23 protein-coding genes, 1 tRNA gene and 1 pseudogene are annotated in these 19,312 nt (G+C 72.0%); 12 read left to right on the top strand and 13 right to left on the bottom strand.

Going from position 1 to position 19,312, the window contains the following annotated elements; translation table 11 throughout:
- Positions 1-308 precede the first annotated feature (308 nt).
- Both proP and BFF78_RS29340 read left to right on the top strand, forming a co-directional pair.
- Positions 309-1,694, top strand: coding sequence for a glycine betaine/L-proline transporter ProP (gene proP, locus BFF78_RS29345; RefSeq protein WP_069781154.1), 1,386 nt, complete (start codon positions 309-311; stop codon positions 1,692-1,694).
- 135 nt (positions 1,695-1,829) lie between these two features.
- Entirely contained in the window at positions 1,830-2,501 is a 672-nt protein-coding gene (locus tag BFF78_RS29340) for an O-methyltransferase (protein ID WP_069781153.1), read from the top strand.
- Between the two features lie 28 nt (positions 2,502-2,529).
- Here BFF78_RS29340 and BFF78_RS29335 read toward each other — a convergent pair whose 3' ends face one another.
- Positions 2,530-2,922, bottom strand: a complete 393-nt coding sequence (locus BFF78_RS29335; RefSeq protein WP_069781152.1) for an FHA domain-containing protein — start codon at positions 2,920-2,922, stop codon at positions 2,530-2,532.
- A gap of 107 nt (positions 2,923-3,029) precedes the next feature.
- Between BFF78_RS29335 and BFF78_RS29330 the strand changes: the two genes are divergently transcribed.
- Entirely contained in the window at positions 3,030-3,434 is a 405-nt protein-coding gene (locus BFF78_RS29330) for a DnaJ family domain-containing protein (protein WP_069781151.1), read from the top strand.
- Positions 3,435-3,453: 19 nt separating this feature from the next.
- Here the strand turns inward: BFF78_RS29330 and BFF78_RS48485 are convergent, their stop codons facing one another.
- The 6 genes from BFF78_RS48485 to BFF78_RS48480 form a co-directional block, all read right to left on the bottom strand.
- Positions 3,454-4,431 (bottom strand): hypothetical protein, encoded by a 978-nt coding sequence (locus BFF78_RS48485; protein WP_227025965.1) that lies wholly within the window; start codon positions 4,429-4,431, stop codon positions 3,454-3,456.
- A gap of 5 nt (positions 4,432-4,436) precedes the next feature.
- Positions 4,437-5,075 carry a hypothetical protein gene (locus tag BFF78_RS29320; protein ID WP_069781150.1) on the bottom strand — a complete coding sequence of 213 codons (639 nt, stop codon included), beginning with the start codon at positions 5,073-5,075 and terminating at the stop codon, positions 4,437-4,439.
- A 77-nt stretch (positions 5,076-5,152) separates the two neighbouring features.
- Positions 5,153-5,569 (bottom strand): nuclear transport factor 2 family protein, encoded by a 417-nt coding sequence (locus BFF78_RS29315; RefSeq protein ID WP_069781149.1) that lies wholly within the window; start codon positions 5,567-5,569, stop codon positions 5,153-5,155.
- Between the two features lie 49 nt (positions 5,570-5,618).
- Entirely contained in the window at positions 5,619-6,341 is a 723-nt protein-coding gene (locus BFF78_RS29310) for a helix-turn-helix transcriptional regulator (protein ID WP_069781148.1), read from the bottom strand.
- A gap of 120 nt (positions 6,342-6,461) precedes the next feature.
- On the bottom strand, positions 6,462-8,537 hold the full coding sequence (locus BFF78_RS29305) for an MDR family MFS transporter (RefSeq protein WP_079161527.1): 2,076 nt from the start codon (positions 8,535-8,537) through the stop codon (positions 6,462-6,464).
- 645 nt (positions 8,538-9,182) lie between these two features.
- Positions 9,183-9,389 (bottom strand): hypothetical protein, encoded by a 207-nt coding sequence (locus tag BFF78_RS48480; RefSeq protein ID WP_227025964.1) that lies wholly within the window; start codon positions 9,387-9,389, stop codon positions 9,183-9,185.
- 7 nt (positions 9,390-9,396) lie between these two features.
- Between BFF78_RS48480 and BFF78_RS48475 the strand changes: the two genes are divergently transcribed.
- Positions 9,397-9,660 carry a peptidoglycan-binding domain-containing protein gene (locus tag BFF78_RS48475; RefSeq protein ID WP_227025963.1) on the top strand — a complete coding sequence of 88 codons (264 nt, stop codon included), beginning with the start codon at positions 9,397-9,399 and terminating at the stop codon, positions 9,658-9,660.
- A gap of 61 nt (positions 9,661-9,721) precedes the next feature.
- Here the strand turns inward: BFF78_RS48475 and BFF78_RS29295 are convergent, their stop codons facing one another.
- Positions 9,722-10,390 carry an HAD family hydrolase gene (locus tag BFF78_RS29295; RefSeq protein ID WP_069781145.1) on the bottom strand — a complete coding sequence of 223 codons (669 nt, stop codon included), beginning with the start codon at positions 10,388-10,390 and terminating at the stop codon, positions 9,722-9,724.
- Between the two features lie 171 nt (positions 10,391-10,561).
- The gene (locus BFF78_RS29290; RefSeq protein ID WP_069781144.1) at positions 10,562-11,143 is read right to left on the bottom strand and encodes a TMEM165/GDT1 family protein; all 582 of its coding nucleotides are present in this window, start codon (positions 11,141-11,143) and stop codon (positions 10,562-10,564) included.
- Between the two features lie 288 nt (positions 11,144-11,431).
- Here BFF78_RS29290 and BFF78_RS29285 point away from each other — a divergent pair.
- A pseudogene (locus BFF78_RS29285) lies at positions 11,432-12,001 on the top strand (HNH endonuclease family protein); the annotation flags it as partial.
- 11 nt (positions 12,002-12,012) lie between these two features.
- On the opposite strand, the gene BFF78_RS29280 reads toward BFF78_RS29285, so the two are convergent.
- Entirely contained in the window at positions 12,013-12,624 is a 612-nt protein-coding gene (locus tag BFF78_RS29280) for a DedA family protein (RefSeq protein ID WP_069781143.1), read from the bottom strand.
- 286 nt (positions 12,625-12,910) lie between these two features.
- Here BFF78_RS29280 and BFF78_RS29275 point away from each other — a divergent pair, with 286 nt between their 5' ends.
- Positions 12,911-13,441 (top strand): superoxide dismutase family protein, encoded by a 531-nt coding sequence (locus tag BFF78_RS29275; RefSeq protein ID WP_069783883.1) that lies wholly within the window; start codon positions 12,911-12,913, stop codon positions 13,439-13,441.
- Between the two features lie 66 nt (positions 13,442-13,507).
- On the opposite strand, the gene BFF78_RS29270 is transcribed toward BFF78_RS29275, so the two are convergent.
- On the bottom strand, positions 13,508-13,963 hold the full coding sequence (locus BFF78_RS29270) for a DoxX family protein (protein WP_069781142.1): 456 nt from the start codon (positions 13,961-13,963) through the stop codon (positions 13,508-13,510).
- Positions 13,964-14,234: 271 nt separating this feature from the next.
- Entirely contained in the window at positions 14,235-14,465 is a 231-nt protein-coding gene (locus tag BFF78_RS29265) for a DUF2277 domain-containing protein (RefSeq protein ID WP_193433556.1), read from the bottom strand.
- Positions 14,466-14,558: 93 nt separating this feature from the next.
- Here BFF78_RS29265 and BFF78_RS29260 point away from each other — a divergent pair, with 93 nt between their 5' ends.
- On the top strand, positions 14,559-15,458 hold the full coding sequence (locus BFF78_RS29260) for a ketopantoate reductase family protein (RefSeq protein ID WP_069781140.1): 900 nt from the start codon (positions 14,559-14,561) through the stop codon (positions 15,456-15,458).
- A gap of 99 nt (positions 15,459-15,557) precedes the next feature.
- Positions 15,558-15,914 carry a hypothetical protein gene (locus BFF78_RS29255; protein WP_069781139.1) on the top strand — a complete coding sequence of 119 codons (357 nt, stop codon included), beginning with the start codon at positions 15,558-15,560 and terminating at the stop codon, positions 15,912-15,914.
- A gap of 36 nt (positions 15,915-15,950) precedes the next feature.
- Here the strand turns inward: BFF78_RS29255 and BFF78_RS29250 are convergent.
- Positions 15,951-16,025, bottom strand: a tRNA-Val gene (locus tag BFF78_RS29250).
- A gap of 187 nt (positions 16,026-16,212) precedes the next feature.
- On the opposite strand from BFF78_RS29250, the gene BFF78_RS29245 reads away from it, so the two are divergent.
- The 4 genes from BFF78_RS29245 (at position 16,213) to BFF78_RS43785 (ending at position 19,305) form a co-directional block, all read left to right on the top strand.
- Entirely contained in the window at positions 16,213-16,983 is a 771-nt protein-coding gene (locus BFF78_RS29245) for a DUF4097 family beta strand repeat-containing protein (RefSeq protein ID WP_069783882.1), read from the top strand.
- Positions 16,984-17,057: 74 nt separating this feature from the next.
- The gene (locus BFF78_RS29240) at positions 17,058-18,446 is read left to right on the top strand and encodes a coiled-coil domain-containing protein (protein WP_069781138.1); all 1,389 of its coding nucleotides are present in this window, start codon (positions 17,058-17,060) and stop codon (positions 18,444-18,446) included.
- Positions 18,447-18,552: 106 nt separating this feature from the next.
- The gene (locus BFF78_RS29235; RefSeq protein WP_069781137.1) at positions 18,553-19,092 is read left to right on the top strand and encodes a DUF4383 domain-containing protein; all 540 of its coding nucleotides are present in this window, start codon (positions 18,553-18,555) and stop codon (positions 19,090-19,092) included.
- Positions 19,093-19,101: 9 nt separating this feature from the next.
- The gene (locus tag BFF78_RS43785) at positions 19,102-19,305 is read left to right on the top strand and encodes an FmdB family zinc ribbon protein (protein ID WP_079161868.1); all 204 of its coding nucleotides are present in this window, start codon (positions 19,102-19,104) and stop codon (positions 19,303-19,305) included.
- Positions 19,306-19,312 lie beyond the last annotated feature (7 nt).

The raw sequence follows: 19,312 nt of genomic DNA, 5'->3' as shown, positions 1-19,312 counted from the left end.
CCGGAGAAGGACGCGGGCAACCCCTGATTCACCTGACGTCCGTTCTCCTTTTGTCCGGATGACGACTGTCGGCGGCGGGTTCGGTTCCCCGGCCAGGGCGCGAGAAGGATCACAGGACAGAAGCGGAATGGCTGATCATGAGTGGGCAGACGTACCTCATACGCAGCATTTAGTTGCAGTGTGCAGCTAGCTGTATACATGCCGTTAGAGGGCGAAGTACGCCTATGGTCGTTTTTCGGCCCGTTTCCCGGCAGCGTCGCCGCACGGACCGCGCCCCTGTCCCCGTCGAAAGGTAGGCGAGCCCCGTTTTGGCGACTGCCACTGCCGTCTCCCCGTATCCGAAGACCCGCCGGACCGCCGAGGCCCCGGCCGACGTCACCGTCACCGACCCCGCGCTCGTCAGGCGTGCCGTCAAGGCGGCCGCGCTCGGCAACGCGATGGAGTGGTTCGACTTCGGTGTCTACAGCTACATCGCGGTCACCCTGGGCAAGGTCTTCTTCCCGTCCGGCAACCCGACCGCGCAGCTGCTGTCGACCTTCGGCGCCTTCGCGGCGGCCTTCCTGGTCCGTCCGCTCGGTGGCATGGTCTTCGGCCCGCTGGGCGACCGCGTGGGCCGCCAGAAGGTGCTGGCCCTCACGATGATCATGATGGCGGCGGGTACGTTCGCGATCGGCCTGATCCCGTCGTACGCCTCGATCGGCGTGGGCGCGCCGCTCCTGCTGCTGGCCGCCCGGCTGGTGCAGGGCTTCTCCACCGGCGGTGAGTACGCGGGCGCGTCGACCTTCATCGCCGAGTACGCACCCGACAAGAAGCGCGGCTTCTTCGGCAGCTGGCTGGAGTTCGGCACGCTGGCGGGCTACATCGGCGGCGCGGGCCTGGTCACGCTGATGACCGCCCTGCTGTCCTCGCACGACCTGGTGTCGTGGGGCTGGCGCATCCCGTTCCTGATCGCGGGCCCGATGGGCATCATCGGCCTGTATCTGCGGATGCGTCTGGAGGAGACCCCGGCGTTCGCGGCCGAGGTGGAGAAGGCGGAGGCGGCCCGGCCGAAGGTGCCGCTGCGCGAGATGGTGGCGGCCCAGTGGAAGGCGCTGCTGCTGTGCATGGGCCTGGTGCTGGTCTTCAACGTCACCGACTACATGCTGCTGTCGTACATGCCGAGCTACCTCACCAGTGAGCTGAAGTACGACGAGACGCACGGCCTGCTGGTGGTGCTGGGCGTGATGGCCCTGATGATGATCGTCCAGCCGTTCGCGGGCGCGCTGACCGACCGGATCGGCCGCCGCCCGGTGATCGCGGCCGGCTGCGCGGGCTTCCTGCTCCTGTCCATTCCGGCCCTGCTGCTGATCCGCCAGGGCAGCCTGCTCGCCGTCGCGCTGGGCATGGGGGCGCTGGGTCTGCTGCTGGTGTGCTTCACGGCGGCGATGCCCGCCGCGCTGCCCGCTCTCTTCCCGACGCGCGTGCGGTACGGCTCCCTGTCCATCGGCTTCAACGTGTCCGTGTCCCTGTTCGGCGGGACGACCCCGCTGGTCGTGACCGCGCTGATCGGGGCGACGGGCAACATGATGATGCCCGCGTACTACATGATGGCCGCGGCTGTCGTGGGCGGTTTCGCCGTGTGGCGAATGTCGGAGTCGGCGGGGCGGCCGCTGCCGGGTTCCGCCCCGGCGGTGGAGCAGCGGCAGGCGCCGTAGGGGGTGCCCTTCGGGGTGCTCGTGGCCGCCGGGGGCCCGGCCTGGCCGCAAACCGCCGATGATCATCCCGTGGACGCCCGTGGGCTGAGACGATGTCCCAGGGAAGGGCAGACACTCGGGAAAGGCAACAGGACGATGAGCGACTCCCAGCTCTGGGACGACGTCGACGACTACTTCACCACCCAACTCGCCCCCGACGACGAGGCACTGCGGGCAGCCGTGCGCGAGAACGACGCCGCGGGGCTGCCGGACATCGCCGTGACCGCGGCACAGGGCAAGTTCCTCCAGCTGCTCGCCCAGGTGCAGGGCGCGCGGCACATCCTGGAGATCGGCACACTCGGCGGCTACAGCACGATCTGGCTGGCCCGCGCGCTGCCCGAGGACGGCAGACTGGTGTCGCTGGAGTACGACCCCCGGCACGCCGAAGTGGCCGGCCGGAACATCGCCCGGGCCGGCCTCGACAAGATCGCGGAGATCCGGGTGGGCGCGGCCCTGGAGTCGCTGCCCCAGCTCGCCGACGAGAACCCGGCCCCGTTCGACCTGGTCTTCATCGACGCCGACAAGGCCAACAACGCGCACTACGTGGAGTGGGCGCTGCGGCTCACCCGCACCGGCAGCCTGATCGTGCTGGACAACGTGGTGCGCGGTGGCCGGGTCACCGACGCGAGCAGCACCGAGCCGGACGTCGTGGGCACCCGCGCCGCGATCGAGCTGATCGCCTCGCATCCGCGGCTGACGGGTACGGCGATCCAGACGGTAGGCACGAAGGGCTACGACGGCTTCGCGCTGGCGCGGGTACTGGCCTGAGCCACTGCCTCCTCGCCGGGGGCTCGGCTCAAACCTCTTGGTAGAAGCCGACGTTGACGCTGCGCGGCGCGGTGCGGTCCTGGACGACGATCTCGCCGGACCCGCCGTGCGGCAGCCGTACGGTCGCGCCGTAGCCGAGGGGCTGCGCGTACTCCCCGATCACCAGCCGCACTTCGGAGGACGGATCGGGCTGTGAGCCGCGCAGCCAGGTGAGTTGCCAGCCTCCGTCGGGGGCGCACAGGAACTCCAGATGCACCCGGGAGACGAACAGCCAGTCCTCCGGGGTGACCAGCCGGCACACCGAGGCGTCCCGGCCGACGCGGAGCACGGCGCCCGGCTCGCTCGGCGCGTCGGCCATCGTCATACCGGCCGTGGCACCCGCGTCGTCCCCGGAGACGGTGGCCATGGTGAGTTCGAGCACGTGCGTTTCCCCCTGCGACGTCCGACGTCCCTGCACGGCAGCTGGATTGCCGTACCGACGCCGCATGATAAAACGCCCGGCCGGGCCGCGTCCGGCACAATGGGCTCATGACCGAGCGAAAGCCACCCGGGGTGCCGTTCGAGTCCTGGGTCGACAGGCAGATCCGCGATGCGCAGGGGCGCGGAGAGTTCGAGCGGCTGCCCGGCACGGGTGAGCCACTGCCCGCCGACCTCGACTCCGCCTACGACGAACTGTGGTGGGTCAAACGGAAGATGGCACGCGAGGGCCTGTCCGTCCTGCCTCCCGCCCTCGCCCTGCGCAAGGAGGCCGAGGACGCGCTCACGGCGGCGTATGCGGCCCCCTCGGAACGGATCGCCCGCAAGATCATCGAGGACGTCAACGTCAAGATCAAGGACATGATGTTCAAGCCGCCGCCCGGTCCGCCGCTGGGCAAGAAGCCGTACGACGTGGAGGAGGTCGTACGGGAGTGGCGACGGCGCAGGATGACATAACGGGGCCGGCCGGCCTGCTTCAGAGGTGCAGCAGACGCGCGGCCAGCTCGCGGTAGTCCCTGAGGGCCAGCCTGAGCTGCTCGGTGTCGGTCTCCGACCCCGGGCCGCGGTCCACGGAGGCCTCCCAGGAGCGCCGCAGCGTACGCCGCCGCCGCTCCACGGCCTCACCGAACCGCCTCGCGATCTCCTCCACCACCCGGTCGGCCTCCTCGACGGACCCCTGAGGCCGCTCCACGAACCCGGCGGCAACCTCCCGCATCCGCCGCTCCCAGCGGTCCGTCTCATCGTGCGACAGAAGGGGGGCGCCGGTACCGGAGGGGGCGGGGGCCGCCTCGCCGACGGCGCCGGAGGGGGCGGGGCCCGGCCCGGGGGCGCCGGCCCTTGCGGTACGGCCCGGTGCCGTCGGCCATGCGTCCGGCTCCCGGGACTCGGTCGTGTGCGCCTCGCGCGCGGTCACCTCACCGGGAGAGGGGACGCCCAGCCCGTCGTCCGGCATCGCACTCTCACCGGACATCCGGCTCTCGCCCGGCAGCAGGTCTTCGCCCGGCATTCCGCCGCCCTCGTCCGTGGCCAGGCCGGACAGGTCCTCCGTGTCGGGGTGCAGGCCCACGGTGTCGGTGGGGTCCGGGCGGTGCGAGGGGGCGTCCTCCGAGAAGAGGTCGTCGGCGGCCGGCCCCGCGGGGCGGGGTGGCTGCCCGGGTGGGGTGGTGATGCCTGCCGGGCCCGGAGGGTGTGGGGGCGTGTCCTCGGGGGTGCGGTCGTCGGCTGTCAGGCCCTCTGTGCCGGGGCCGGTCGAGCCGGGGAGACGGGAGGGTGCGGCGGGTGGGGGCGGGGGTTCGCCGGGGAGTCGCTCCTCCGGGGAGGGATCTCGCCGTATGTGCTCCCTCTGCGTGTGACGGGCCGGTGCCGCGTCCTCCGGGGTCCAGTCCTCGTCCGGTGGCGGCGGGATACGGCCGGCGGGGCGTTCGTCGCCGGGGCCGCTCGTCCTGTCCGACATGACCGTCAACTCTCCTTCAGATGACCCCTGTTGAGGACCCGCGAGGTGGGGGCACGGTGGCGACCCGGGCTCGAGCCGCCTGCGCCGGTGCGGGTCAGGTCGTCGAAGAGGGCGCGGGCGCCCACGAGCGCCGAGCGCATCTCCTCCGTGCCGGACCCGGCCTCGGTCATCGCGTCACTCGCCCCGGTACGGGCCACCCGGTGCACCTGCCGGTAGCCGTCGACATGGTCGGCGTGGTGCACGGACAGCGCGGCGAGCTGCTCCTCGTAGTGCCCGCCGTCCGGGTAGCCGCGCGCGACGGCGAGCTCCGCGAGCAGCCGGTCGGCCTCGGCCACGGCCTGCCGCGGCGCGTCGACGAAGTGTTCCTGCACGGCCGTCCAGCGGGCCGCGTACTGCTCCCGCCCGGCCGGATCCAGCGGGCGTTCCCGCAGGTCACCGTGGCGTTGGACGCGCTCGGTCAGCTCCCGTTCGGCGGCCTTGGTGTCCCCGTCGTGCAGGGCCACGGCCCGCTCGTACTCGGGCCCGAAGCGCCGCCTCAGACCGGGTCCGCCACGCCGTGTCCGGCCGCGCAGGACCGGGGCGACGGCCGCACCGACGACCACGACCGCCACGATCACGATCAACACGATCATGCCTGTGGACATGGCTGCCTTCCGATCGGGCCGGCCCCACTGGCCGGCTCCCCCTCCGGGTGACCCGGAAGGGGAGCCACAAACGGTGGTCAGTCCGCGAAGCGACGCAGTCCGGTCACCGACCAGACCGTGGCGATGCGCCCGTCCACCACGTCGAACAGGTCGATGCCGCTCTTCTGCGAGCCGTCCGCCAGGGTCACGTACCAGCAGCAGGCGGCCCGGCCGAGCGCGCCGTCCACCGTCGGCGTGCCGTCGACGAAGAACCGCAATCCGGGCTTCTCCTCGCGGAAGGCGGAGATCAGGCCGACGATCCCGGCGGGGCCGTGCACCTCGTCGGTGACCGAGCCCCGCTCGGGATCGTTGGCGAAGCGGATGCGGAAGCCGGGGGCGAGGAAGGCCTCCGGGTCGCTGAAGTCGCCGTTCCACAAGGCGGTCCAGCGGTCGAAGAGGGCGATACCGGTCGCGGTGGTCAGTATGCGGTGACCGGTGTGCGAAGTCGTTGTCATGGCCTCAGCCTCCGCCCGGCCCGCGACACCCCCCTGTCGGTGATTGCCGTCACATCACGGTCGCCGCGTCGAGCGGTACGACGTCGGAGCCGAGGGTGTCGAGCGCGGCGAGGTCGACCACCCGGTGCGGGGCCCGCTCGTCCAGGGCCGTCGCCGCGCGGACCCGGTCCAGCCGGAAGCCACGCGGGGCGTCCCGCAGCCGGCACCAGCCGGCCAGGTACCAGTGCTCCGGTCCGCCGAGGAAGCCGAGCGGTTCCACGTCCCGCGCGGTGACCCGGCCGGCGGCGTCGGCATACTCCAGGCGCAGCACCCGGCCCGCCGTCAGCGCCTCCCGGAGGGCGGCGGGCACCACGGGTCCGGCGGGCCGCGCCGGGCGGGCGGGCGGCACGAGCAGCCGTACCCGGTCGGTCAGCCGGGCCGCCGCCTCGCGCTCCGGCTGCGGCAGCACGGCCAGCACCTTGTGCAGCGCGCTGCGCGCGTCCACCGCGAACGGCGTCCCGGCGAGGGCGTGCAGCCCGACGGCGAGGGCGGTCGCCTCGGCCGGGGTGATGGTCAGCGGCGGCAGCGTGCGTTCCCGGTCGAGCACATACCCCCCGTTGCGGCCCGGCTCGGCGTGGATGGGCACCCCGGACTGCTGCAACGCGGCCAGGTCCCGCTCGATCGTGCGGACACTGACCTCGAAGCGCCGGGCGAGCGCACGGGCGCTGCGGGGGCGGGGAGCGGCGGCACGCAGCTCCTCGACGAGGGCGTAGAGGCGGTCGGTACGGTTCACGGCAGACAGTCTGCGGAACGGATTCGGCCGACGGAGCTGCAAACCCCAGGCGCGCGGGGAACTGCGCGACCAGCTCACGACGGACCCGCACCCGGAAACGGCCAGAACCAGCCACGGCGCTTACCGATGCAATGCCCCGTCGCGCGGGCGCTCCCGCTCGGTGCCGCACAGTTCCCCGGTGAGTTCCCTGACGAGCTTGGTCAGGTCGGTCGAGCGGCCGGGTCCCCACCAGTCGCCGAGGAGTTCGGCGAGGGACTCCTCGCGGGCCTTGGCGAGGTGTTCGGCGACCGCGCGGCCGGAATCGGTCAAGTACAGGTCCAGGCCCCGGCGTTCGGCGAGGCGCCGTTCCTCGACCTGGCGGGCGGCGGCGAGGACCACGTCGAGCGGGACGGGGCTGCGCTCGGCGAGCACACCCGGCTCGACCGAGCCGTACTTGCGGATCCGCAGCAGCATCCAGCTGGCGGCGGGCAGCAGGTCGTACCCGGCCCGCTCGGTGATCTTCCCGTAGATCTCACGGCGGCCCTCGCGGGTGCCGAGCAGGGACAGGGCCCGCACGCACTCGTCGTAGGAGGACCGCTCGACCGGGTTGGGCGCGATGGTCTCGGAGACGTCCGGCGCGGTGACCGAGCCGCGCAGCCGGTCCTCCTTCAGGAACCAGGCCAGCAGGAAGCCGAGGAGGGCGACGGGGGCGGCGTACAGGAAGACGGCGGTGATCGCGGACGCGTACGCGTGCAGAGCCGCCGGGCGCAGGGCGGGCGGCAGGGCGGCGATGCCGCGCGGATCGGACTTGAGGGCGTTCGCGGAGACGCCGGGCGGCAGCGGGACGCCCCGGAAGGCGGCGGCGAGCTTGTCGCCGAGGCGGCTCGCGAAGACCGTGCCGAAGATCGCCACACCGAAGGAGGCGCCGATGGAGCGGAAGAAGGTCGCGCCGGAGGTGGCGACGCCCAGGTCCTCGTACGACACCGCGTTCTGCACGATGAGGACGAGCACCTGCATGACCAGGCCGAGACCGAGGCCGAACACGAAGAAGCAGGCGCTCATCTGGGCGGTGGAGCTGTGCTCGTCGAGCCGGTGCAGCAGAAGCAGGCCGATCGCGGTGACGGCGGTACCGGCGACCGGGAACACCTTCCAGCGGCCGGTACGGCTGACGATCTGCCCGGAGATCGTGGACGACAGCAGCAGGCCGATGACCATGGGCAGCATGTGCACGCCGGACAGCGTCGGGGAGATGCCGTGCACGACCTGGAGGAAGGTCGGCAGATAGGTCATCGCGCCGAACATGGCGAAGCCGACGATGAAGCTGATGACGGCGGCGAGGGTGAAGGTGCGGATGCCGAACAGCTTCAGCGGCAGGACGGGTTCGGCGGCCCGCCGCTCGACGGCGACGAACGCCACGGCCAGCAGGATGCCCAAGCCCGCGAGCCCGACGATCTGCGGCGAGCCCCAGGCCCAGGTGGTCCCGCCGAGGGAGGCGACGAGCACCAGGCAGGTGGCGACGGCCGCGATCAGGAACGTACCCAGGTAGTCGATGACGTGGTGGGCGGTGCGGCGCGGGATGCGCAGGGCGGTGGCGATCACGGCGAGCGCGACGACACCGACGGGGAGATTGACGTAGAACACCCAGCGCCAGCTCAGATGCTCGGTGAACAGCCCGCCGAGCAGCGGCCCGAGCACACTCGTCGCCCCGAACACGGCCCCGAACAGCCCCTGATAGCGCCCGCGTTCACGCGGTGGCACGATGTCCCCGACGATCGCCATCGACAGCACGATCAGCCCGCCGCCGCCCAGGCCCTGCAGCGCGCGGAAGCCGATCAGCTGGGGCATGTCCTGCGCCATGCCGCACAGCGCGGAGCCGACGAGGAAGATGACGATCGCGGTCTGGAAGAGCCGTTTGCGCCCGTACTGGTCGCCGAGCTTGCCCCACAGGGGGGTCGCGGCGGTCGAGGCCAGCAAGTAGGCGGTGACGACCCAGGACAGATGCTCCAGACCGCCGAGGTCGCTCACGATCGTCGGCAGCGCGGTCGACACGATCGTCTGGTCGAGCGCGGCGAGCAGCAGCCCGAGGAGCAGGGCGCCGATCGAGACGAACACATTGCCGGAGACGTGCTCGGCGGCCTGTATCTCCTTCTCCGTGCCGTGCGTGTCCAAGGCCATGGAGACCTCCCGGGACTCAGGGGCTCGGTGCACCTTCTCCATCGTGGTCGGTGTCACCGTTTATGGCCTGTTGAGTCCCGCGTTTCCGGCGGCGGATGCGAAGAAGTTGCGCATAGTCTCTGTAGTTCGCGAGGGGAGGGACGAACACGTGACTGATTCCGGGGGTTCCGAGGGCCACACCTGCCCGGAGTGCGGGACACCGAGGGGCCCGGACCGAAGCCCGTCCTGCGACTGCACCGAACGCACGGCCGAGGCCCTGCGCCAGACCCGCACGGCCGAGGCGGCAGCGGCGGAGGACTTCGACCCACTGCGGATACGGCCGTACGTAACGACACCGACCACCGAGCCCCGGCCGTCGGAGCCCGAGGGGGGTCGCGCCGACGGGGCCGGCGCGGCTGGCGGAGCCGGCAACAGCGGCAGCACGGGCGGGGCCGGCAACAACGGAGACAGCGGCCGGAGCGACGCGACCCACGGGACCGGCGACGGCAGCAACAGCAACAGCAACAGCAACCAGGATGGCACGGGCGTCGGGGCCGCTCCCGGTGTTGTGGAGGCTACGGGCGGCGGCGGGGTGGTCCGGCGTGGTGTTCTGCTGGTGGTCGCCGGGGCCGGTGTGGCCGTCGTGGCGGTGGCCGGGGTTGCGAGTGGTCTGCTGGCGTATCACACGCCGTCCCGGGAGGGGGCGGCTCATGAGGTCAGGGAGAGGATTCCGGACGTGAGCGCACCGGGGCCGGCGTCTCCGGCGGCGCCCTCCTCCCCCGCCGTGTCCCGCCCGGCCGTGCCGTTGCCGTCCGTGTCGGCGAGCGCCCCCAGCCGGTCGGCCAGGTCGGCCACGCCGTCCACGTCGCCGACGCCCTCCGCTTCCGCCGGGACCTCCCACCCTGCCGTACCCACCGCATCCGTGACGGCCTCCGCCAACGCGCGGACCACCCCCGCCGTCGCCCCGGTGCTGCAACCCGGCGACGACGGCCCAGAGGTGGCTGAACTCCAGCTGCGGCTACGGCAGTTGAACCTGTACGCCGACCAGATCGACGGCGTCTACACCCGCCCGGTCGAGGACGCGGTACGCAACTACCAACTGGCCCGGGGCATCTGGAGCGACCCCCTCGGGGTGTACGGGCCGGCGACCCGGAGGAGCCTGGAGGCGGAGACGTCGGAGCCGTAGGCAAGCCCGTCGGAGGGGCCAGAGGGCGGAGCCCCTTCGCGCGCGCCGCCGGAACACCGCGTCAGCCGATGTGCAACCGGATCGCCCCGGCACCCGTCGCCTCGACCCGCACCTGCGTGAGATCCCGCACCACCACATCGGGTCCGTGCACACCGGCGCGGGGGCCGACCCCCACCACCGTCATCCCCGCGGAGCGCCCGGCGGCGATGCCCGCACCGGAGTCCTCGAAGACCACGCAGTCCCCCGGATCCACACCCAGCTCGGCCGCGCCCTTCAGGAAACCCTCGGGGTCCGGCTTGCTCGCGCCGACCGACTCGGCGGTGATCCGGATCTCCGGGACCGGCAGCCCGGCGGCGTTCATGCGCGCGGTGGACAGTGCGACGTCGGCGGAGGTCACCAGCGCGTGCGTAAGGCCGCGCAGGGAGGCGAGGAAGGTGCTCGCGCCGGGGATCTCGACCACGCCGTCGGTGTCGGCTGTCTCCTCGGCGAGCATGCGCGCGTTGTCGGCGAGGTTCTGCTCCATGGGCCGGCCGGGCAGGAGGAGGGCCATGGAGGCGTGTCCCTGCCGGCCGTGGACGACCTGCATCACCTCGTCGCCGTCCAGCCCGTGCCGCTCGGCCCAGCGCCGCCAGACGCGCTCGACGACGGCGTCCGAGTTGACGAGGGTGCCGTCCATGTCGAGCAGGAGGGCGCGGGCGATGAGGACGGTGGGCGTGGCGGTGGCCGTCATCGGCAGCTCCAGGAACGAAGAAGGCCCTGAGGGCAGGACAAGCCCCGAAGGGACAAAGGAGCCCCGCCCGCCGGTCAGGGAAAACGGGCGGGAGCCACTTTGTTCCTCCACGGTACAAAACCCGGGGCGCTCCCGCCACCGCATCCGGAAAGGGTTCACCCGCCGTTCAGCTCAGCCGGCCACGGCCTCGTACAGGCTCCACACCCCGAGCCCGAGCATCAGCAGCGCGGCGATCTGCGTGATCAGCCGCAGCGGCACCTTCTTCATCAGGGCCTTTCCGCCGACGATGCCGAGTCCGGCGACGGCCCACAGGCCGAGCACCGCGCCGAGGCCGACGGAGACCGGGGCGTCGTAGCGGGCGGCGAGGTTGGCGGTCATGATCTGGGTGAGATCGCCGAACTCGGCGACGAGGATCAGCATGAAGCCCGTACCGGCGACCTTCCAGAAGGACTGGTCGGCGGGCTTCCTGATCTCCTCCTCGTCCCCGCCCTTCTGCAGCAGCAGCATCGCGGCGCCGCCGAGGAAGAGGACGCCGGTGACGGCGTGCACGATCTGCCGGGGCAGCAGGGTCAGCGCACTGCCGGCGGCGACGGCCAGCACGACGTGCAGCAGGAAGGCGGCGGCGACGCCCGCGAAGACGTACGAGGCGCGGTAGCGGGTGCCGAGGACGAGGCCGGCGAGCGCGGTCTTGTCCGGCAGTTCGGCGAGGAAGATGACGCCGAAGGCGAGCGCCGTCACGGTGATGCTGATCAAGGTTCCTCAATCGGTCGGGGCCGCCCGCCGAGAGTGTGGTACGTCACGCGATGACACCTCGGCACGGCAGCACACTCGGCGCCCGTGTCGTGGGACACGGGCGTGCACTGCTTGCCGAAGGTCTCGCCGGCGGCCTGTGTGAGGTCCGCCTCCGGGCGCCGGCTCAGGCTGGCTGAGCAGTATGTCGACGGTCCGGCGAAGAGCTACTCCCCTTCTGCGCTCCCCATCGTAAGGGATGTGAAGGTTCTGCCGGAAACCCCGCCCCGCCCCTTGTTGTGGCATGAGCACGTCACCTCCCCGAGCGCCTCGGCCGCCCTCCCGACGCCGGTCAGCGCCACCACCGCCCGCGGCTACCTCTCCCAGCTCACGGTCGCCACCGAGAACCGCACCGGCTACCAGCGCTCCCTCTTCCCGACCTGGATCACGATCTCCGGCACCTGCAACACCCGTGAGTGGATCCTCAAGCGGGACGGTACGAACGTCGTCACGAACTCCGCCTGCACCGCGACCAGCGGCAGCTGGTACTCCCCGTACGACGGCGCGACCTGGACCTCCCCCTCCCACGTCGACATCGACCATCTGGTCCCGCTGGCCGAGGCCTGGGACTCCGGCGCGAGCAAGTGGACCACCGCATAGCGGCAGGCCTTCGCCAACGACGTCACCCGCCCCCAGCTCCTCGCCGTCACCGACAACGTGAACCAGGCCAAGGGCGACCAGGACCCCTCGACCTGGGTCCCGTCCCGCACCGCGTACCTCTGCACGTACGTCCGCGCCTGGGTCCAGGTGAAGTACTACTACGACCTCTCGGTCGACTCCGCCGAGAAGCGCGCACTGACGAACTACCTGGCGAGCTGCTGACACCCTGGCGGTCAGGCCGGCCGGCGCCGCATCAGGTAGCCCGCTGCCGCGCCCGCGGCGAACAGGGCGGCGACGGAGACGGCCGTGGCGAGCCAGGTGGCGCCGAGCCACTGGGCGCCGTAGTAGCCGAGGGCGACGCTGTACGCGGCCCAGGAGAGGCCGGCCAGGGCGGACCAGGGGAGGAAGTCGCGGGCGCGGCGATGGGCGGCGCCGGCGCCGAAGGAGACGACCGAGCGGCCGGCGGGGGCGAAGCGGGCGAGCACGACCAGCGCGCCGCCGCCGCGGGCCAGCGCCTCGCCGAGACGTTCCTGCGCGGTGGTCAGCCGCCGGGAGCGGGCTATCGCGCGGTCCAGCCGCTCACCGCCCCGCCAGGCCAGACGGTAGGCCACCAGATCGCCGAGGACCGAGGCGGTCGCCGCGGACAGGACCAGGGCCAGCAGATCCGGCACGTCGCGCGGGACGCGGCCGGCCGCCGCTCCCGTCCCCGCCGCCGCTGCCGTACCCGCCGTGATGACGAGCACGCCGCTCGGCAGCACGGGAACGAATACGTCGAGCAGAACGGACACGACCACCGCGGCATAGATCCACGGTCCGGCGGCGAGTGACCCCACACTCTCGAACACGACGACTCCCGGTTTCCCCCGTTGACAGACAGCCATACAGCGTACGCCCGGGGTGTGACAACGGGGTCTCGGGGGGCCGGGGCGGCTCATGAGCCGTCATGGGGCCTTCCGTCGGCGCCCGTTTCACTCCATCGGCCGCGTCCCGGCGGCGGAGCCCTTGCGCGCCCCGTAGCAATGGAGAGACGCCTGCCGACGGACATCAAGCAGATAATCCGGCGACGATCCGGCAGACATCAGGCAGGCATCCCCAACAAACGGCGCGCAAGCGCAGGAAAAGGTGGTCATCATGGTGACAGCCGTACACGCGGGCGCCCTTGCCGCAGCCCTGTTCGCGACCGGGAGCGCAATCGCCCATGACTACACGGTGGAGAGCAACGGCGTGTTCTCCCCGCCGAACGCGACCGTGAAGTCGACGGCGTTGACGTACGACCAGGCCCTGGTGCCGGCGGGCTCCCAGATCCGCGTCTACCAGCACACCGCCACGAACAAAACCACGACAGTCGAACTGTGGGTGACCGGCGTCAAACCGAACCATCTCTTCGGGGTCCACGTCCACCAGAAGGCCTGCGGCACCAAGCCCGCCGACGCCGGCAAGCACTACCAGAACACGCCCGGCATGGACGCCGCCCACGTCAACAACAAGAACGAGGTCTGGCTGGACTTCAAGTCCGACGCGGCCGGCAAGGGCCACGCCAGCGCCACGCACACCTGGGCGTTCCGCAAGGGCCAGGCCTCCTCGCTGGTCATCCACAGCGAGCCCGGCACCAAGGGCGCGCGAGCGGCCTGCTTCAGCGTGCCGTTCGGCGGAGCGTCATAGGCGGGGCGGCCGGCGCGCACAGCAGGGCGCCCTTCCCCCTCGTGGCAGGGAAGGGCGCCGTAACCGTCAGGCGGCTATCGGGGTCTGCTCGGTGGCGGACCGGCCGCCCCCGGTCGTGCGGCGGGCGACGAGCCGGTCGAGGCCGAAGGCGCCGGAGCCGGTGAAGACCAGCAGCAGGAACGCCCAGCAGAACAGGACCGACAGCTCGCCGCCGTTCTGTATGGGCCACAGCGCGACCTGCTGGTGGACGTCGAAGTAGGCGTACGCCATCGAACCGGAGGCGACCAGCGCGGCTCCGCGGGTGCCGAGCCCGAGGAGCACCAGGCCGCCCGCGACGAGCTGGATCACGGCCGCGTACCAGCCGGGCCAGGTGCCGGCCGGGATCGTGCCGCCCTGGGTGCCCATGGCTCCGCCGAGCACGCCGAAGAGGGACGCGGCGCCGTGCACGGCGAAGAGCAGGCCTACGACGATGCGGAAGAGCCCGAGGGCATAGGGCTGAGCGGAGTTGAGACGTGCGGACATGAGGGGGTTCTCCTCTTCGGTGTCGGTGGGACCGGCCGGGGACGGTGGTGTGCGTGGCCGGTCGTGGGGGCGGCGGTACCGAATGGAGGACCCAGGTTAGGGCTGCCTAATCAATGCTTGCAAGTTCAACATTTGGCCAGTATCCGAAAGCGTGACCTAATCCACACCAGGCCGTACCCCCGCCGCGGTCACCCCGAACGCGAACCGCCTTGCGTGCGCGGTTCCCTGACGGTTTATCAGACAGAAGGCGGCGGGCGTGCAGGCCTGTTGGCTATCCCCCGCTTCCCACCGACCGGCCCCGCACCTCCAGCGTCCCGAGCAGTTCCGCCGTCGCCTCGGCCACGGCGGTCACCGCCCGGTCGAAGGCCTCGCGGTTGTGGGCGGCAGGGGCGCGGAAACCCGATACCTTGCGCACGTACTGCAGCGCGGCGGCATGGATGTCCTCCTCCGTGGCCTCACCGGGCAGCACGGGCGGACGCAGCGTCTTGATACTCCGGCACATACCCCCAGTCTCACGCGCCTCGAATCCCGATGCGACGATCGTGCCGAAGGCGGCCACCGACACCCGGGGCCGACCGACGAGAGGAACATCCTCATGACCACCAAGCACACCGTGGCCATCCTCGGCCCCGGCGGCACCGGCGGCCTCCTCGCCGCCCTGCTCTCCCACTGCGGACACCGCGTCATCTGCCTGGCCCAGGACCGCACGGCCGACACCCTGCGCCGTGGCGGAATCACGGTCCGCAGCCCGCAGTTCGGCGAGTTCACCGCCCCCGTCGAGGCGGACACCGAACTCCGTGAGCCGGTGGACGCCTGTCTGATCGCCGTCAAGCACACCGCCCTGGACGCCGCGCTCACCCGCGTCCCGCCCGCCGCGCTCGGTGACGCCCTCGTCGTACCGATCCTGAACGGCGTGGAACACCCCGCCGTGCTGCGCGCCCGCTACCGGCCCGAGCGCGTGGCACCCGCCGTGATCCGGGTGGAGTCCACCCGGATCGCACCGGGCGTGATCGAACACGGCAGCCCCTTCACGGAGCTCGACCTCGCCGGCGACTCCGTACCCCGCCCCCGCCTCGACGAGCTGGCGGCAGCCCTCGGTTCCACCGGCGCGACCGCCCGCGTGGTCGAGGACGAGACGGCGGCCCTGTGGGCCAAGATGGCGTTCCTCGCCCCGTTCGCCCTGCTCACCACGCGGTACGGCCGTCCGCTCGGCGAGGTCCGCACCCGGCACCGCGCGGAGCTGGAGGCGCTGGTCGCCGAGACCGCCGCGGTCAGCCGCGCCTGCGGCGCCCCCGCCGACCCGGACCGGGCCCTGGGCCGGTACGACGCCTTCCCGCCCGGCGCCAAGTCGTCCATGCAGCGCGATGCCGAGGCGGGCCGCCCGCTCGAACTCGACGCCATCGGCGGGGCGCTGCTGCGCGCGGCGGACCGGCACGGCGTACCGGTGCCGGTGACGGCCCGACTGGTGGGCGAACTGCGGGCCGCCGGGCACTGAGCCGGCACCCGGTGAACCCGGCCGGGCGCGGCCCACCCGTTCGCGTGAACCTCACAACCGAACTCGCCACCCAAAATCGAACAGGCGTAGCATTGTCGCGTGGCTACGACCTATGAATTCCCCAGTGACCTCCTCGCCGGTCAGGAGGAGCTGCATCAGGTCCGGGGCGAGCTGTCGGCCCTGCTCAAGCGGCTGCCCTGGTCGGTGGAGCCGGCCGACGGCTTCAGTGACGACACCGGCTGGCGCAAGGTGGAGCGGCCCGCGTCCCCGGGCTGGACGGCGGACGAACAGGCCGAGGTGGAGAAGCTGCGCCGCCGCGAGCACGAGCTCGCGGTGTTCGTCAGCACGCACCGTTTCTGGACCGAGGTCGCGGTGGCGGACCGCGTGGACGCCCGCACCAGCCTGAAGCTCGCCCACGCGCGGGCGAGCGAGGAGAAGGAGAGCGGGGAGGAATGACAAAGGCCCCCGGCCGCACGGCCGGGGGTTGCTGTCTGGTGGGCGCGGACGGTTTCGAACCGCCGACATCCTGCTTGTAAGGCAGGCGCTCTACCCCTGAGCTACGCACCCGGCTCCCGGGCTGCGCGCCCAGGACGAGTCGACAGCCTACCTTGCCGGAAGCAGTGCACGGCAAACCCGTAACGGACGGCGTGCGGGGGTTATCCCCACCCCCGGTCCGGGAGTGGTCCTCATCGTCCCGGCCGCCCCGGCCCGCGTACGGTCCTCACAGACCGAATCCCAGGGGGAGTTCCCGCACATGGCCCGTTCCGTTCCCGTCCGTGCCGCCACCATGGCCGTCGTCACCGGTGTGCTCGTCGCGGGGGTCAGCGCCTGCGGCGCCGACGCCGGTGACGACACGCACCCCGACCACCGTTCCTTCGCCCTGCACGGCCGTACCCTCACCGTCGACTCCGACGACTCGGCCCTGGAGGTCGTCGCCACGGACTCCGCCAAGCCCGGGACCGTCGACGTGACCCGGTGGTTCCAGGGATCCGTCGTCGTCGGCCACGACCCGACGGCCCGGTGGTCCTTCAAGGACGACCGGCTGGTGCTGCGCGTGCACTGCTCGGGGTTCATCGCCGACTGCTCGTCCCGGCACCGGATCGAGGTTCCGCGCGGGATCAGCGTGAAGATCGACAACGCCGACGGCAGCGTACGGGCGCACGGGTTCAAGGATCCGCTGAGCGTCGACACCAGCGACGGCGCCGTACACGTCACCGACTCCAGCGGGCCGCTCGACCTGAAGTCGGCCGACGGCTCGCTGAGCGCCGACGTCTCCTCCCGCCGGGTGAAGGCGGACACCAGCGACGGTTCCGTGCAACTGCAGCTGTCCGGCACGCCCGACCTGGTGGACGCCTCCAGCACCGACGGCGCCGTCACGGTCGTCCTGCCCAAGGGCGCCTACCGGGTGTCGGCCGGTGCCGACGACGGCGGGGTGTCGGTGTCCGTGCCCCGCGACGACAACAGCCCGCACCGGGTCTCGGCCCACTCCTCGGACGGGAAGGTCACGGTCCGTACCGCGAACTGACCGGGCCGTGTGTTCGTCTACAACGGGTGGGAGAATGACACCACCCACGGCGAAGCACAGCACGGGAGAGGGATGTGACGGCGACACCGGGCACGCCAGCGACGCGGTCGTACCCGCCGTCGGCCGCCTCGACCCGGTCCGGGTCCACGGCACTGCGCGACACCCTCACCCTGATCGGCCTGCCGGTGCTGGCCGCGCTCGCCCTGCCCGCCGCCTTCGCCGGCGGTGGCACCCGGCGCTGGTTCGGCGGCCGGGCCGAGAGCCAGCGCGCCGAGGCACAGGCGGCGAAGGACGCCGCCGCGGCCGCGTTCTACGAACTGGACACCGCCCAGCGGGACCTCAGGATCTCCATCGAGACCATCACGGCCGTGGACGACTCCCCCGCCGCCCGGCGTGCCGTCACCGACTTCACGGCGCTCGGGCAGCGGATCGACGAGGTCAGCCAGCGCTACATCCAGGCCGTCGACGCCCACGATCTCGACCGGGACGATCTGGAGGCCTCGGCCGCGTCCCGCGCGCGCTCCGAGCTGACCTCCGCCAAGGACGAGCTGCTCCGGGTCAAGCAGGAGCTGGACCGTTTCGGCGACTCGCTCGGGCCGCTGCTCGGCAAGGCGGAGACCCAGCTGGCCCGGGTGGCACCCGCCGTGGAGCGGGCCCGGCAGGCACTGCTGGGCGCGAGCAACGCCCTGGACGCCGTACGGGAGCAGGGGCTGCGCGCCGACGACCTGGCCGGCCGGCTCGCCGCGCTGTCCCCGGAGCTGACCAGGCTCAACCAGGGCGCGGGTCGGCACGGCGTGACGCAGACGCTGGAACGGGCCGAGCGGGTGCAGCGAGAGGCCGGGGCGATCCAGGCCGAGGCCGAGCGGCTGCCGGAGAAGGCCGCCGAGATCGACCACCGACTGGTCAGCCTGCGCACCCGGGCCCAGGCACTGACCACCCGGGCCGGGCAGGTGGACCCGGTGCTGAGCGAGCTGCGGCGCCGGTTCGCGGCCGCCTGCTGGCAGGACCTGCAGCACGTGCCGGAGCAGGCCGCGCAGAACGTACGGCAGGCCGAGCTGAAGCTCCGCGAGGCGCAGGCCGCGCGCGAGGGCCAGCGCTGGCCGGACGCGACCTCGCTGCTGTCGACGGTACGGGCCCTGCTGAACACCACCGACGAGGCGGTGTCGGCCGCGGGTGACCGGCTGCGGCGGCTGAACGAGGTGCAGAAGGATCCGCAGGCCGAGATCGAGCGCACCCGGTTCGCGATCCGGGACGCCCAGCGGCTGGCCATGACCGGCCGTACGACGCCGGATCCCCGGCATGCCGGGCCGCTGGACGATGCGGTGGGGCGGCTGGAGCGGGCGATCGGCACGCTGGAGGGGCGGCATCCCGACTACTGGCACTTCCTGACCGAGATGGACGCGGTGCGGCAGGCCGTGGCTCGGGTCGTGGCGCAGATCCGGGAAGAGCGCGGGGGGCACTGAGCGGCGCCCCTGGGGGTGGTGCGGTCCCCTCGGTTGCACGGCGCCGTCAGGTCGGCGGATATTGGATGGACGCATGGCCTCCGCTAGCGCCCCGAGGGAGGCGGACATGGCCACACACGCAGCGCACACGAGCACGCGGCGGCGGATCGAGTTCGACAAGCACCTGCCCGTCGACCACCGGCTGAACACGGTCTACCGGGTCGGCGCGGGCCTGATCGGCGCGTTCCTCGTCGCCTTCGGCATCCTGGGTCTGATCAACCACATCGGCTTCTTCAGCACCGGCGGTGCGACGGTCGCGGCACTGAACACCAACGGCGCGCTCAGCGTGCTCTCGATCTGCATCGGAGCGATCCTGCTGGTCGGCATGGTGATCGGCGGGAACGTCGCCTCCACACTGAACATGGTGCTCGGCGTGCTGTTCCTGCTGAACGGCTTCCTGTTCCTCGGCCTGCTCGACACCGCGCACAACTTCCTGGCGTTCAAGATCCAGAACGTGCTGTTCAGCTTCGTCGTGGGCCTGCTGCTGATGACCTTCGGCATGTACGGCCGGGTCGGCTCGACCCTGCCGCACGACAACCCGTACTGGCGGGCCCGCCACCCCGATGCGACCGAGGAGCAGCCGCACGAGCAGCACGGGGCCGGTTAATCTGTGGCCATGCCTCGCTATGAGTACCGCTGCCGCACCTGTGGTGACACCTTCGAACTGAGCCGTCCCATGGCGGAATCGGCCGCCCCCGCGTCGTGCCCTGCCGGGCACGACGACACGGTCAAGCTGCTGTCGACCGTGGCCGTGGGCGGCACGAGCGCGCCGGCCCCCTCGGGCGGCGGAGGCTGCTGTGGCGGAGGCTGTTGCGGCTAGGGCCTGT

Origin of the sequence: Streptomyces fodineus, from assembly GCF_001735805.1 — a bacterium.
In the GTDB taxonomy this organism is placed as follows: Bacteria; Actinomycetota; Actinomycetes; order Streptomycetales; family Streptomycetaceae; genus Streptomyces; species Streptomyces fodineus.
This window is presented reverse-complemented; position numbering and strand designations above follow the sequence as displayed.

What these genes read in the sequence shown, in the direction of transcription:
- BFF78_RS29340 (WP_069781153.1), top strand. Translation starts at nt 1,830, where the DNA reads ATGAGCGACTCCCAGCTCTGGGACGACGTCGACGACTACTTCACCACC.
- BFF78_RS29330 (WP_069781151.1), top strand. Translation starts at nt 3,030, where the DNA reads ATGACCGAGCGAAAGCCACCCGGGGTGCCGTTCGAGTCCTGGGTCGAC.
- BFF78_RS48485 (WP_227025965.1), bottom strand. Translation starts at nt 4,431, where the DNA reads ATGTCGGACAGGACGAGCGGCCCCGGCGACGAACGCCCCGCCGGCCGT.
- BFF78_RS29320 (WP_069781150.1), bottom strand. Translation starts at nt 5,075, where the DNA reads ATGTCCACAGGCATGATCGTGTTGATCGTGATCGTGGCGGTCGTGGTC.
- BFF78_RS29315 (WP_069781149.1), bottom strand. Translation starts at nt 5,569, where the DNA reads ATGACAACGACTTCGCACACCGGTCACCGCATACTGACCACCGCGACC.
- BFF78_RS29305 (WP_079161527.1), bottom strand. Translation starts at nt 8,537, where the DNA reads ATGGAGAAGGTGCACCGAGCCCCTGAGTCCCGGGAGGTCTCCATGGCC.
- BFF78_RS29295 (WP_069781145.1), bottom strand. Translation starts at nt 10,390, where the DNA reads ATGACGGCCACCGCCACGCCCACCGTCCTCATCGCCCGCGCCCTCCTG.
- BFF78_RS29275 (WP_069783883.1), top strand. Translation starts at nt 12,911, where the DNA reads ATGGTGACAGCCGTACACGCGGGCGCCCTTGCCGCAGCCCTGTTCGCG.
- BFF78_RS29270 (WP_069781142.1), bottom strand. Translation starts at nt 13,963, where the DNA reads ATGTCCGCACGTCTCAACTCCGCTCAGCCCTATGCCCTCGGGCTCTTC.
- BFF78_RS29265 (WP_193433556.1), bottom strand. Translation starts at nt 14,465, where the DNA reads ATGTGCCGGAGTATCAAGACGCTGCGTCCGCCCGTGCTGCCCGGTGAG.
- BFF78_RS29260 (WP_069781140.1), top strand. Translation starts at nt 14,559, where the DNA reads ATGACCACCAAGCACACCGTGGCCATCCTCGGCCCCGGCGGCACCGGC.
- BFF78_RS29245 (WP_069783882.1), top strand. Translation starts at nt 16,213, where the DNA reads ATGGCCCGTTCCGTTCCCGTCCGTGCCGCCACCATGGCCGTCGTCACC.
- BFF78_RS29235 (WP_069781137.1), top strand. Translation starts at nt 18,553, where the DNA reads ATGGCCACACACGCAGCGCACACGAGCACGCGGCGGCGGATCGAGTTC.
- BFF78_RS43785 (WP_079161868.1), top strand. Translation starts at nt 19,102, where the DNA reads ATGCCTCGCTATGAGTACCGCTGCCGCACCTGTGGTGACACCTTCGAA.